The sequence below is a fragment of the Acinetobacter sp. Ac8 genome (assembly GCF_055392545.1).
This window is the reverse complement of the sequence record NZ_AP043689.1, coordinates 1,542,856-1,557,668: the sequence shown is the minus strand read 5'-3', so window position 1 is coordinate 1,557,668 and position 14,813 is coordinate 1,542,856. Positions and strand designations below refer to the sequence as shown.

Below are 14,813 nucleotides of genomic sequence, written 5' to 3'. Positions count from 1 at the left end.
ATTAGTGCTCCCCTGCCAAAATTTGAATACCCGCAGTGTTAACTCCACCTTGGCGTACATCTAAATCAACTGTATTTAAGACGTTATTGGTTTCAGGCAAATAACGAGGTCGTTTGAATTGTATGGCTTGTAAATATGCTGCAGGGGTTAACAGATAAATATCAGCTGTGGTCACAGCGGTGGTATCCACAAGTTTGTAGTTTTGAGCATCTAAGCCACCTAGACTTAAACCTGTAATCGATACATTTTTTGCTTGCCCTGTGGTCGCACTGTCAAATTGTCCTGTTGCTGTTGCAACGTTTAAATTATCCCCAGCGTAGATGCCGTTGAATTGTGCGTTGCTGAGATTAAGCTCAGCGGCAGTTAATCCATTATAAGTACGATTGTTGGCCGTAATTCCAGCAATGTTTTGAATATTGGCTTGGCGAATATCTGCCGTAGTTTGTGCAGTGTTATTCACCAACTCGTAGTTGTGTGCATCTGCACCACTTAAACTGACACCCTGAATCGAGACTTGTTTTGCTATACCCACATTTTTATCACTGAATTGTCCAGTTGCTGAAGCAACTTTCAATTCATCGCCTGCAACCATACCGAGGAATTGTGCTGATCCAGTATTTAATGTTGCGTTGGTGGTTGCATCATAAATACGATTATTGGCGCTAATGCCTGTCACTTGGTTAATTTTAGCTTTCGCAATATCCAATGCACCATCAACAAAAGTTAGCTCATAGTTTTTGTCTACACCCGTTGCGCTATTGGTGTATTTGCCAGCATCTTTGCCGGTAACCGTTGCGCTTACACCAGATAATACAGATTCTGTCTCTCCATTGACTAAACCAGAAGCACTAAAACCAGCAGCAGTTTGATCTTTACCGTTATAAATGGTTGATACACTATTGGCGGTCACAGTGGCTTTAGCCTTAGCAATATCCAATGAGCCATCAACAAAACTTAACTCATAGTTTTTATCTAGACCCGTTGCAGTATTGGTGTATTTGCCAGCATCTTTAGCGGTAACCGTTGCACTGACACCTGACAATACAGATTCGGTTTCACCATTGACCAAACCTGTCGCAGTAAAGCCAGCAGCTGTTTGATCTTTACCGTTATAGATTGTATTTAAACTATTGGCGGTCACAGTGGCTTTGGCTTTAGTGATATCTAAAGAGCCATCAACAAAACTTAACTCGTAGTTCTTGTCTAGACCCGTTGCAGTATTGGTGTATTGACCTGCATCTTTAGCGGTAACCGTTGCACTGACACCAGTGAGTACTGATTCAGTTTCACCATTGACCAAACCAGTCGCACTAAAGCCAGATGCGTTTTGGTCTTTGCCGTTATAAGTAGTTGATATGCTATTGGCGGTCACAGTGGCTTTAGCTTTAGCAATATCTAATGAGCCATCGACAAAACTTAACTCATAGTTTTTATCTAGACCCGTTGCAGTATTGGTGTATTTGCCAGCATCTTTAGCGGTAACCGTTGCACTGACACCTGACAATACAGATTCGGTTTCACCATTGACCAAACCTGTCGCAGTAAAGCCAGCAGCTGTTTGATCTTTACCGTTATAGATTGTATTTAAACTATTGGCGGTCACAGTGGCTTTGGCTTTAGTGATATCTAAAGAGCCATCAACAAAACTTAACTCGTAGTTTTTGTCTAGACCCGTTGCTGTATTGGTGTATTGACCTGCATCTTTAGCAGTCACCGTTGCTGAAACACCTGATAAGACTGATTCAGTTTCACCATTGACCAAGCCTGTTGCAGTAAAGCCAGTAGCTGTTTGATCTTTACCATTATAAGTAGTTGATACACTATTGGCGGTCACAGTGGCTTTAGCCTTAGCAATATCTAATGAGCCATCAATAAAACTAAGATCATAGTTCTTATCTAGACCCGTTGCAGTGTTGGTGTATTGACCTGCATCTTTAGCAGTCACCGTTGATGAAACACCTGATAAGACCGATTCAGTTTCACCATTGACTAAGCCTGTTGCAGTAAAACCAGCAGCTGTTTGATCTTTACCGTTATAGACTGTATTTAAACTATTGGCGGTCACCGTGGCTTTAGCTTTAGCAATATCCAAAGAGCCATCAACAAAGCTTAGCTCATAGTTTTTGTCTAGACCCGTTGCACTATTGGTATATTGACCTGCATCTTTAGCAGTCACCGTTGATGAAACACCTGATAAGACCGATTCGGTTTCACCATTGACCAAGCCTGTTGCAGTAAAGCCAGTAGCTGTTTGATCTTTACCATTATAAGTAGTTGATACACTATTGGCGGTCACAGTGGCTTTAGCCTTAGCAATATCTAATGAGCCATCAATAAAACTAAGATCATAGTTCTTATCTAGACCCGTTGCAGTGTTGGTGTATTGACCTGCATCTTTAGCGGTAACCGTTGCAGTTACACCTGAGAGTACTGATTCGGTTTCACCATTGACCAAACCTGTCGCACTAAAGCCAGCAGCTGTTTGATCTTTACCGTTATAGACTGTATTTAAACTATTGGCGGTCACCGTGGCTTTAGCTTTAGCAATATCCAAAGAGCCATCAACAAAACTTAACTCATAGTTTTTATCTATACCTGTTGCGCTATTAGTGTATTTGCCAGCATCTTTGCCGGTAACCGTCGCACTGACACCTGAGAGTACAGATTCAGTTTCACCATTGACTAAGCCTGTCGCACTAAAACCAGCAGCCGTTTGATCTTTACCGTTATAAATGGTTGATACACTATTGGCGGTCACAATGGCTTTAGCCTTAGCAATATCCAAAGAGCCATCAATAAAACTTAAATCATAATTCTTGTCTATACCTGTTGCGGTATTGGTATATTGACCTGCATCTTTAGCAGTCACCGTTGCATTTACACCTGAGAGTACAGATTCAGTTTCACCATTGACCAAACCTGTCGCAGTAAAGCCAGCAGCCGTTTGATCTTTACCGTTATAGGTGGTTGATACGCTATTGGCGGTCACAGTGGCTTTGGCTTTAGCGATATCTAAGGAACCATCAACAAAGCTTAGCTCATAGTTTTTATCTATACCTGTTGCGGTATTGGTGTACTTGCCAGCATCTTTAGCGGTAACCGTTGCACTGACACCTAAGAGTACTGATTCAGTTTCACCATTGACCAAACCTGTTGCACTAAAACCAGCAGCCGTTTGGTTTTTACCGTTATATGTAGTTGATACACTATTGGCAGTTACGGTGGCTTTGGCTTTGGCGATATCTAATGAACCATCAACAAAGCTTAAATCATAATTCTTGTCTATACCTGTTGCGGTATTGGTGTACTTGCCAGCATCTTTAGCAGTAACCGTTGCAGTTACACCTGATAGTACCGATTCTGTTTCGCCATTGGCCAAACCTGTCGCACTAAAACCAGCAGCTGTTTGATCTTTACCGTTATAGGTGGTTGATACACTATTGGCTGTTACAGTGGCTTTAGCTTTCGCAATATCCAAAGAGCCATCAATAAGCGTCAGATCATAGTTCTTGTCTACACCTGTTACTGTGTTGTTGTATTTGCCTGCATCTTTAGCAGTTACCGTTGCGCTTACGCCGGATAATACTGATTCTGTTTCACCATTGACCAAACCTGTTGCAGTAAAGCCAGCAACTGTTTGATCTTTACCGTTATAAACCGTATTTAAACTATTGGCGGTGACAGTGGCTTTAGCTTTAGCAATATCTAAGGAACCAGCAACAAAGCTTAAATCGTAATTTTTATCTATACCTGTTGCGGTATTGGTATATTGACCTGCATCTTTGCCTGTTACGGTTGCTGAAACGCCTGTGAGTACCGATGTATCTTCACCATTGACCAAACCTGTCGCACTAAAACCAACAGCTGTTTGATCTTTACCGTTATAAACCGTATTTAAACTATTGGCAGTGACAGTGGCTTTAGCTTTGGTGATATCTAAGGAACCATCAACAAAACTTAGCTCATAGTTCTTGTCTATACCTGTGGCGGTATTGGTGTACTGACCTGCATCTTTACCTGTGACAGTTGCAGAAACACCTGACAATACCGATTCAGTTTCACCATTGACCAAACCTGTTGCACTAAAGCCAGTAGCTGTTTGATCTTTACCATTATAGGTGGTCGATACGCTATTGGCGGTGACGGTGGCTTTAGCTTTCGCAATATCCAAAGAGCCATCAATAAGCGTCAGATCATAGTTCTTGTCTACACCTGTTACTGTGTTGTTGTATTTGCCTGCATCTTTAGCAGTCACCGATGCGCTTACACCTGAGAGTACCGATGTATCTTCACCATTCACCAAACCTGTTGCACTAAAACCAGTAGCCGTTTGATCTTTACCATTATAGGTGGTTGATACACTATTGGCTGTTACTGTCGCTTTAGCTTTAGCAATATCTAATGAGCCATCAATAAGCGTCAGATCATAGTTCTTATCTACACCTGTTACTGTGTTGGTGTATTTGCCTGCATCTTTGCCTGTGACAGTTGCCGAAACACCTGACAATACAGTTGTAGTTTCACCATTGACCAAACCTGTTGCACTAAAGCCAGCAGCTGTTTGATCTTTACCATTATAGGTGGTCGATACGCTATTGGCGGTGACGGTGGCTTTAGCTTTCGCAATATCCAAAGAGCCATCAATAAGCGTCAGATCATAGTTCTTGTCTACACCTGTTACTGTGTTGTTGTATTTGCCTGCATCTTTGCCTGTGACAGTTGCAGAAACACCTGACAATACAGATTCAGTTTCACCATTGACTAAACCTATAGCACTAAAGCCAGCAGCCGTTTGATCTTTACCGTTATAGGTGGTTGATACGCTATTGGCGGTTACGGTGGCTTTGGCCTTAGCAATATCTAATGAGCCATCAATAAGCGTCAGATCATAGTTCTTATCTACACCTGTTACTGTGTTGGTGTATTTGCCTGCATCTTTGCCTGTGACAGTTGCCGAAACACCTGACAATACAGTTGTAGTTTCACCATTGACCAAACCTGTCGCACTAAAACCAGCAGCTGTTTGATCTTTACCGTTATAGGTCGTTGTTACACTATTGGCTGTTACTGTCGCTTTAGCTTTGGCGATATCCAAAGAGCCATTAACAAAACTGAGCTCATAGTTCTTATCTGTACCTGTGGCTGTATTGGCATAACTACCGGCATCTTTACCTGTGACAGTTGCCGAAACACCTGACAATACAGTTGTAGTTTCGCCATTGACCAAGCCTGTTGCACTAAAACCAACAGCCGTTTGATCTTTACCGTTATAGGTCGTTGTTACACTATTGGCGGTTACGGTGGCTTTCGCTTTGGCAATATCTAATGAGCCATCAATAAGTGTCAGATCATAGTTCTTGTCTACACCTGTTACTGTGTTGGTGTATTTGCCTGCATCTTTGCCTGTGACAGTTGCAGAAACACCTGACAATACACTTGTAGTTTCGCCATTGACCAAACCTGTCGCAGTAAAGCCAGCAGCCGTTTGATCTTTACCGTTATAGACGGTATTTAAACTATTGGCCTTTACAATGGCTTGCGCTTTGTGAATTGTGGCACTTAAACCTATAGGCTGACTAAAAATATAATTTCCAGCATCCGCACCTGTTAAGTTATAGCCTGTTACGATCACAGACCGGATTCCTGCATTCTTATCTGTAAATGTGCCTATACCACTACCAGTCAATCCAACAAAGTCTCCAGCAAACGGATTGATTGAAGCAGTGCCATATAAGGTCGCAATAGCCAAACCATCATACGTTTTATCTGCAACACTTATTCCATTAATGGTTAAAACTGCAGGCGTTATATTGGCTTTAAGGTTTGTCGGCTGTAGCAAGGTGTAATTTAAAGCATCTGTTCCAGTCAGCGTATAACCCGACACAATCACATTTTTATTATTGCCCACATTTTTATCAGTAAATGATCCAAATCCAATACCCGAAAGTGTTACTGAATCACCTGACAGCACTGTCACTCCCGCAGTACCCGATAAGGTTGCTACTTTTGATGTATCATAGACCTTGTCAGCAGCGCTCAAGCCATTAATATTTAAATCTCTTTTCGCGATTGTTAATGAACCTGAACCACCATTTTCTTTATAAATTACATCATCGCCAAACTGTGTTGTATTTGCCGCGATTGGAACACCACTAATCAGAATTGAGCCATCATTTAAACTATAAATCCCTGCATTTTTACTGGTTGTTTTATAATTCAGTCCTGAAGCCAGCGTTCCAGAAGCTATCGATCCATCATAAATTTTGTCAGAAAAATTAGCGACAATTTCTGTGACCAAGGGCTTTAGGAAATGACGTAGTAATGGCGCAGATCGTCCTTCATAAATACGCCAAACTTTTCCTGTACCACCTGCATCATCAATATCCCAACCTGCAAAAGTAGAAATTTGCTGAAGTTCTGTTGTGGTTTTTCCTACACCACCCGCACTGCTTGTTCTTCCAGAAGTACTGGTGTTCCAGAAACTATTTGTGGTTGTACCATTACCACCACCAACAAGACCACCAACATACTGACTCCCAGTTACACTTCCAGAAGAATAATTTTTGTCAACACTGCCACCATTGAAACCCACCAATCCTCCAACATACTGACTTCCGATGACAGCACCTGTTGCATAAGAATTGTTAATTTGTCCTGATATACCACCAATTAAACCGCCAACATAATTATTTCCTGTCACCGCGCCTGTTGCAAAAGACGAACTTACAACACCATCACTATAACCAACCAGACCGCCAATATAATTATTATTCGAATATTTTCCTTTTACAGTCACATTGGCATAAGAATTTAAGATATTTCCTGAATTATAGTTCCAACCCACCAATCCGCCATACTGCTCGGTATTACCTGTGACTAAGCCTGCATTGACATAAACATTATTAATCGTGCCAAGATTAATCCCCACGATCCCGCCTGTTTTTCCATAACCTGAATAACTTATATTATTTAGTCCAACATTTTGTATAAGTGCATCCTGATGCGTAATCGCAAACAGTCCAATGCCCTGATACATAGAGTCAATACTTAATCCACTAATCGCATGTCCTAATCCATCAAACCGTCCACGAAAAGCCTGCTGTGAAAGATCCATTGGACTCAAATTTGCATTATAAAAGCCAATTGGGTCGAATCCTGTATAGCCATTCCACTGCCATGTATTGCTGGCATCTATGTCTGCACCCAACACATAATTACCACTCAGGTTACCGTTGATCCCTTGTAAATCTTGACTTGTAGTCGAACCCTGTGCGCCCAAAGCCGTAATCACTTGATAGTTAATAGTAGCAGCCGTACCTTTTTGCGTACTAAAGTTCTGCCCAGCCTTTAAGTTTATTTTTGCGCCATTGTTAATATAATAATTTGCGCTGGTATTGGCCGAGTTTTGTCCATATATCAAATTAAGTTTGCCACTGTTATTGGTCGCTGTGATGTTGGCATTAATGTTGATGTCATTTTGTGCATTTAAAGTCAGGCTGTTCGCACTCCCCCAAGTCACATCAGCATTAACATTGATATCGCCCTTTTGGTTACCCGTAGTGATGGTTAGCAATATGATATTACTGGTTGCAAGACTGCTTGCTAAAGTGGTTGCGCCTATGCCGCTACTGCTTGCTGGCGCATTACCCGAATTAATACTGAAATCGGTAGGGTCGATCAACCAGTTTCCAGTTTTCCCTCCATCAGAATGAGAGGACACCACTGTACTATTCTCAATCTTTACTTGAGCTGCGGAGGTTTCAATAAACCCGCCATCTTGACCATTTTTCCCTTCAGCTTTAAGCAGGCCACTGACATTTGTTTCACCATTTTGCATATCACCTAACAGAATGATTTCACCTTTGGCATTTTGGCTTAAGCGATTGGCTTCAATAATCCCACTATGATTGACCACGGCTTTACTTAAACTGTCTTTGGCTTTTGCAGTTAAATATACAGCCCCATTATCGGCAAGAATTGCACCACCATTGTCCACCAAGCCTTTTAATACCCCTTGATCAACTTGGTACTGGGTGAGTGAACCATCCTGTAAAGCAAGAGTGACTTGACTGGCAGCAGTGAGATGAGTAACGCCATTCGGTGTCACAATAGAGCCAGTATTTTTAACATTGGGCGCAATCAGCGCAACAGTTCCACCTGATAAAGTTTGAATACTACCGTTATTTTCTATCGTTGCTGTGCTATTGGCATTGGCTTTTAAAGTATATTTTCCATTTTGAATATCCGCATCGTTCAAACTTAAAGTTGAAGCAACCAAACCACCAACATTCACTTGAGCTGTCTTAGAAAAAACCACACCATTTGGATTGAGTAAAAACACCTGCCCATTGGCATTTAAACGCCCCATAATCTGCGATGCATTGCTATCCAAAACCCGATTAATGGCTATAGATGACTGGTTTTGCTGATTAAAATTAACCGTTGCATCTTTACCAATATTAAAAGTATTCCAGTTAGTCGAAAGGTTTTGACTATTTTGATGAATATTTAAAACGTTGCCATTTTGGGAAATGTTGGCTGAACCTTGAGTGATATTGGCGCCTGTAGGCAGTTCCGTATTAGAAATTGCGGCATAAATCGATAACGGCAATAAAGCCAGCCCCAAAAAAGCCAATCGGATTAAATTTATCCCTGATGCTTTGTGAACACCGCCCTTCAGTGCGTTTTTATGGTCTACAGTACTTTGTGAAGTGCTATGATTTTTCGCCAATTCTGAAACGGCTTGCCAACACCTAAGTTGTGAATTCCAAATAACTTTATAAATTTTGTTCATGATAATCCCCAAATCTACTTTTTGATCAAATATCAATCATTAGATCAAATGGGGGAATAGAGAGATATACCTGAAATTGGGTATTTTGCACGTATTAATTCACGTTATAGATGACACAATAAACACTGAATGAAATTATTCAGCGTTTATTAGAAAGAAAGCCCTATGCATCAGTTTTAAGCTAAACAAGCACTATAAAACCATGTTTCAATAAAAAAGCACCCGTAGGTGCTTATCTGGTTATTTTCAATCAAAAGGTTAGTAATTGTGGATCAAACAAATCTTTGATCAGATCAGATTGCAATACAGGTATATCTTGCGCTGATAGATTTTCGGCTTGATTGAAAGCGACTAATTCAGTATTTTTAGCATCATCGACAACGGTTGTAGCACTTTGATCAATTGTTCGAGCAAGCACATCATCAATCTGATTTGTAGTTAAATCATTGACTGAAGTCTTTGCCAATAATTCATCGACTGAAATGGCCGTGCTGTCATAAGAATTGGTATTGGCTAGCTTGATATTGTCAACCTTGATATCGTCAACTTTGGTATTCTCAAGCGCATCTTGCAGTACAGTCGCTATGCTTGTACTGAGAATAGCTGAACTGCCGGCTATAGCGGTATGATCTAAATCTGAAACATTTGAATGGAGCTGCGAGAATTGATTTTCTATTGGTGTCGATTGATCGAATACTTGAGCGCTACTTTCTGGCTCAGAATGTAAGACACCAGATCCAATCGCATCAGCACTTTTAGCTGAGTTAATATTTGAATCAGCTAAATCAGCATGAAAAGCTGACGCTTCATCAAGAACTGCCATTTTTGCGGCAATTTCGACTACAGTAAATGTTCGTGCATCACTCACTAAACTGGTATTCCCTGCTTTATCCGTTTGTACAGTGGTAATACTGTGACTCCCCAGAGTTAAATCATAAGCAAAACTATATGACCATTTACTATCTGCACCAACTGTGACCGTTCCAATCGCCTGACTATTGTCATAAATAATCAATGTTGCCCCAGCTTCTCCGGTTCCTGAAATCACAGGGCGCTTGTCATCTGTGGTCCCATTTGCAGCAACAGAACCTACAGTTGCCCCCACATCATCAACCACATCTGTGATTTTCGGACTAGCAGGCGCGGTTACATCTTTGGTACCTGTTACAGAGCTAAGCGCTGACTGATTTCCAGCTGCATCTGTTGCATATACACTGCCGACTTTTGCTTCAGTCAACGCTGTTGAAAGTGTGACAGAATAATTTCCGTTTGCATCCGTTGTTGCTGTGCCTAATAATTTATTGGCACTGTCATAGACTGAAATTTTGGAGTTTGCTTCAGCGGTACCCGTGATCACAGTGCCTTCAGCATTTAAATTGGCCACGGGTTTATCTGGCGCTAAAACATCTTGTCCAGCTTTAATTTCTACAGCACTCGACTTATTTCCAGCAGCATCTTCAATAATAATTTTGCCAGTCTTGCTTGCATCTAAAGCAGGAGAAATGGTGATATTGAATTTACCATTGGCGTCTACAGTACCCGTTGCAATCACCGCACCTGTTGAATCTTGAATAATCACTTTAGCATTTGCTTCTGCGGTTCCGTGTATTGAAGTCCCTTCTTTAGATACCTCAAACTTGGGTTGATCAGGTGCGATAGTATCTTTACCCACTTCAATATTATGTTTTTCTGATTTATTTCCAGATGCATCAATCGCTTCGACTGTACCAATCTGGCCGGCGGTTAAAGCAGGAGAAATGGCAACAGAAAATTGTCCCTGTGCATTGGCTTTAGCAGTACCAATCAGTTGACCTGCTGAGTCATATACATTAATTGTGGCATTCGCTTCTGCTTTACCAGTAACAATATTTCCTTGCTCATTTAATTGCCCTTGAGGCTCATTGGGTGCAATGGTATCTTTCGTGCCAACAACCGAGGTATAGGTTGAGGCATTTCCAGCTTTGTCTTTTGCATTGATATAATAAGTATTGTTGTTTAGCAAAGCCTCTGGCAATGTCAAAGAATAATTTCCATCTTTATCGACCACTGCTGTGGCAATCACTTTCTGGTTTTTATCAATCACATAAATAGTCGCACCCGCTTCAGCGGTACCCTTAATTTCAGTCCCCTCTGCATTCAAAGTTGCCGTCGGCGTTTTCGGTGCAATAATGTCGGTAATACCCTTTGATTGATTACTGCCCCCATCATCAATCAATGCCAAACCTAAACCAATTGCAGAAACAAGACCAACGCCTGCTTTCACTGCACTTGAAGAAAATAGATTTGAAAATGAAAACTCAGGTGTTGAATCTTCATAAGCAGAGACTTGTTGAACAGCCGTAGTATTGGCGCCCTCATAGAGTAAAGTGTCAAGTTTTTGCAAACCGCTATAGTCTGTAAATTTTCCATTGGCATCAAAGTGAGCAAGCGAGAAACTTCCATCCGCTTTGGGGAAAGTTAAAGAATGCATTGTGGTTGAATTGGCTTGAAAAAAACCTTCTAAAACAATTTGCTCACCATTATTTAAACTAATAATCAGCTTATCGCCTAATCGCTCTAGTGTTTTCACATCTTGTTGTGTGACACCAATTTGAATAATAGCGGGTTGATCTAAACTGACCGTTTTTGCTTGAGAATCCTGTAGTAATATTTTGTCTTGTTTTGCAGCGACGACTATTCTTGTCATTTATACCTTCTATTGATTTAAAGTGTATTTTTTGAAAATTATACAGAAGGTATTTATATATACAAACGACTTAAACTGATTTCTGAATTATTTATAAAAATATAAAATTCAGATACTTAAAAATAAGTAAGATAGCGCACAAAATCTTATTTAAACAATAAATATCCAGCATTCTTATTGTTCAAATACAACTTCACTCTTTAGCAAAGCGCTTGAGCAAATTGTGGGACATCATCCAAAATTTCAAACCAAGCAGCTTTGTTGTCAGTAAATGCATGTGAAACAATCTTGCCTTGAACAGCTTCATTTACAATGCCTACACGTAATCTCACTACATCAGGTAGGTCTAAACGCGCACTAAATAATGGGGAGGCACATCTTTTACAGAACGTTCGCTTTTTATTTTCAGTGGCATAATATTCTTGAAATAATGGCTGTCCTTGAACAATCTCTAAATCTTTAGTCTGAATAGGAGCAATCGCCACAAATGCTGAACCTTGGGCTTTTTGACATTGCTGACAATGACAGACAAATATTTGAGGGATTTCACTATGAATTCTCAGTTGAATACCACCACAAAGGCATGAAGCTGTATACATTTTTTATTCCTCTATATTGTGAGTAAACTCATTTTATCGATCAATTGTAACGCTTATAACTTATAAATAATCAAATGGATAACGTGAAAAAAGTTCAGGATGGATGCGATTCACGGTATCTTGAAATTGCTCCAACTCAATCGTAGACAATGGATTTTTATCCAAGTGTTGTTCCAGCGCTTGCAGAAGTAAAGCAAATTGTAAAAATTGAAAAAAGTTGATTTGCATCGACTGAAACTGATCGCGTTTTAAATTCTCATCTAAGTCCATACCTAAATCATGATCATAGAATAAAATATCAAAACTATTCCGATCTAAAAACCATTCATCACCTTGACCTGTACGACCAATTTTCCATAGTTGTTGGGATAAATTTTCCACATGCTCTGCGACATACTGGTTTTCCTTTATCGTAGTTTCATAGCCAAATAAATCAATATCAGGGGTAATTTCAGTATCGCTACACTGTCCTAAAAATTCGAGATAATAAGGAACTTGAAGAAAAGGCACAATACTTTGAATGGGCTGAGTTCGCAGATTGAATAGATTAAGTATCTGTTTAAAATTGGTATGCAGTTCAAACATTATACGATCTCAAAGGTTGTTTTTTGTTCTAAGGTTTTTGTTCTAAGTTTTTTGTTCCAAGTCATGTGCTCGATAGGACTTTAACACCTCAATTTCAGTATAAATGCTCGCTTGCAATTGATCACGAAATACAATCATATCGTCCATGTTTTCTATCTGGTCAATAGATAACCGTGGCATAAATTTAAAATAAAAAGGGATTCGCTTTGGAATAATATGCTTCGGAATCGAAGGAATAACTTCACCTTGTCTAAGCAATGAACCTATTTTGGGATTTGATAATATTTTATTAAACCACTTTTGTTTAAGCAGTACGTTTACGTCAAAAGCTAAATCAAAAACTTCATCACCACCTAAAGCCACAAAAGGAGCAATGTCATAACCAAATTCCTGAGCCAACTTTAAGAAACCAAAGCGTTGCTTCCAGATCAGTTGATAGGCTTCACCTTTACGTTTAATGACTTCTCGACCGCCGCCTGGAAAAACCAGAATCGAATAACCTTGTCGCATTGCTTCTTTGGCATATTCTTGTACACCATCAACCCCACCAACACGTTTAACCACTTCTTTCCAAATCGGAATATGAAAATGCATATGATCAGCTAAACTGACCACTGCGATTTTATGTTCTGTAAATAAATAATCAATCAGAATCGGAGAATCTAAAACACCATAGATGGTGTGATTACCGACATACACGGCTGGTTTATTCGGCACTAAATTTTCAGTACCTAAAAATGTTGGACGAAAGTAAAAGCGCTGTAAGCTGCTTATTAATCGAATCAGTTTAGCGTTGTGTCGTATTTTCAAGGTTTTTTCAGTCATGCTGTATCTCTACAAAATACTTTTCAACATTATTTGATCTTAGCCTTAAGCGTATGACTCCTCCATTTTCAGGGAAGAGCTTTACACAAATAAAATAACTTAAACTCTGGACAATCCCCCCTCTTTTTCAAAGTAGCTGAACTGCGCTTTTCGCGGCGCAAGGGGGGAATTTTTATAAAATTATAATTTAAGCAACATGCTTTTGCACAAGGATTGAACCCACAGAATAACCGGCACCAAATGAACACAGCACACCATATTCACCATCATTCACCTGATCCGCACTACGATGTAATGCAATGATCACACCTGCTGAAGACGTATTGGCAAACTCATCTAAAATGATTGGTACCAAATCAGGATCCGCTTCTGCAACTTCTTTGCCGACAATGAGTTTTAAAATTAATTCATTCATATTGGCATTGGCTTGATGCAACCAAAAACGTTTTACGTTTTCAGGTTGAATACTGTTCTTTTCCAATTGTGTAGAAATAATTTTCGCAACCAATGGACACACTTCTTTAAATACTTTGCGGCCATCTTGACGGAATTGCTTATCATCACGAGAAGTTAATTCTGAACCATTTAAGAAACCAAAATTATTTCGGATGTTATTGGAGAATTGGGTAAACAAATGGGTATCTACGATTTCAAACCCTGTTTTGCTGTCCGTTTCTTCAATAATTGAAGCTGTTGCAACATCACCAAAAATAAAGTGACAGTCACGTGAACGATAGTCAGTATGACCCGAGGTAATTTCTACATTAACCAATAGCACACGACGTGCACCCGTTTTTACAGCATCGTAGGCTTGTTTTAAACCAAATGTAGCAGCTGAACACGCCACATTCATGTCATAGGCATAGCCCTGAATACCCAATGCCGTTTGAATTTCAATTGCAACAGCAGGATAAGCACGTTGTAAGTTTGAACAAGCCAAAATCACCACATCAATGTCTTCTGCAGTTACGCCTGCATTTTCCATCGCTTGTTTTGCTGCAATTACGCCCCACTCTGCTTGGATTGAAAGCTCTTCATCTGAACGTTCTTCTAAACGGGGACGTAAACGATTAATGTCTAGGACACCTGATTTTTCAATGACATAACGGCGCTTTACGCCTGATGCTTTTTCAATAAATTCTGCACTTGAACCACGACGGGCAACAACTTCACCCGCTTCAATTTTTTCAGCATTTTCACTGTTAAATTGTTCCACATAAGCATTTAAACAATCCACCAATTCTTCATTGGTAATCACTTCTTCAGGATGGTACAAACCTGTACCTGTAATACGGATGCCCATGTAAAACTCCTTTTTTAAATT

At 40.0% G+C, this 14,813-nt stretch carries 6 protein-coding genes; all 6 read right to left on the bottom strand.

Annotated elements, in window-relative coordinates:
• Position 1: 1 nt before the first annotated feature.
• The 6 genes from ACZ5QH_RS07435 to ACZ5QH_RS07410 all read right to left on the bottom strand — a co-directional run bounded on the left by ACZ5QH_RS07435 (position 2) and on the right by ACZ5QH_RS07410 (position 14,792).
• Entirely contained in the window at positions 2-8,794 is an 8,793-nt protein-coding gene (locus tag ACZ5QH_RS07435) for an MBG domain-containing protein (RefSeq protein ID WP_464016787.1), read from the bottom strand.
• A gap of 250 nt (positions 8,795-9,044) precedes the next feature.
• Positions 9,045-11,480 carry an Ig-like repeat protein Blp2 gene (gene blp2 / locus ACZ5QH_RS07430; protein ID WP_303576490.1) on the bottom strand — a complete coding sequence of 812 codons (2,436 nt, stop codon included), beginning with the start codon at positions 11,478-11,480 and terminating at the stop codon, positions 9,045-9,047.
• A 200-nt stretch (positions 11,481-11,680) separates the two neighbouring features.
• Positions 11,681-12,079, bottom strand: a complete 399-nt coding sequence (locus tag ACZ5QH_RS07425; RefSeq protein WP_244015551.1) for a GFA family protein — start codon at positions 12,077-12,079, stop codon at positions 11,681-11,683.
• A gap of 60 nt (positions 12,080-12,139) precedes the next feature.
• Positions 12,140-12,664, bottom strand: a complete 525-nt coding sequence (locus ACZ5QH_RS07420; protein WP_303576489.1) for a hypothetical protein — start codon at positions 12,662-12,664, stop codon at positions 12,140-12,142.
• A 42-nt stretch (positions 12,665-12,706) separates the two neighbouring features.
• Positions 12,707-13,489 carry a lysophospholipid acyltransferase family protein gene (locus ACZ5QH_RS07415; protein ID WP_303576488.1) on the bottom strand — a complete coding sequence of 261 codons (783 nt, stop codon included), beginning with the start codon at positions 13,487-13,489 and terminating at the stop codon, positions 12,707-12,709.
• Between the two features lie 187 nt (positions 13,490-13,676).
• Positions 13,677-14,792 carry a beta-ketoacyl-ACP synthase III gene (locus tag ACZ5QH_RS07410; RefSeq protein ID WP_004721819.1) on the bottom strand — a complete coding sequence of 372 codons (1,116 nt, stop codon included), beginning with the start codon at positions 14,790-14,792 and terminating at the stop codon, positions 13,677-13,679.
• Between the last annotated feature and the right edge of the window lie 21 nt (positions 14,793-14,813).

Coding starts and splice junctions, on each gene's coding strand:
- ACZ5QH_RS07435 (WP_464016787.1), bottom strand. CDS start 8,794: ATGAACAAAATTTATAAAGTTATTTGGAATTCACAACTTAGGTGTTGG.
- blp2 (WP_303576490.1), bottom strand. CDS start 11,480: ATGACAAGAATAGTCGTCGCTGCAAAACAAGACAAAATATTACTACAG.
- ACZ5QH_RS07425 (WP_244015551.1), bottom strand. CDS start 12,079: ATGTATACAGCTTCATGCCTTTGTGGTGGTATTCAACTGAGAATTCAT.
- ACZ5QH_RS07420 (WP_303576489.1), bottom strand. CDS start 12,664: ATGTTTGAACTGCATACCAATTTTAAACAGATACTTAATCTATTCAAT.
- ACZ5QH_RS07415 (WP_303576488.1), bottom strand. CDS start 13,489: ATGACTGAAAAAACCTTGAAAATACGACACAACGCTAAACTGATTCGA.
- ACZ5QH_RS07410 (WP_004721819.1), bottom strand. CDS start 14,792: ATGGGCATCCGTATTACAGGTACAGGTTTGTACCATCCTGAAGAAGTG.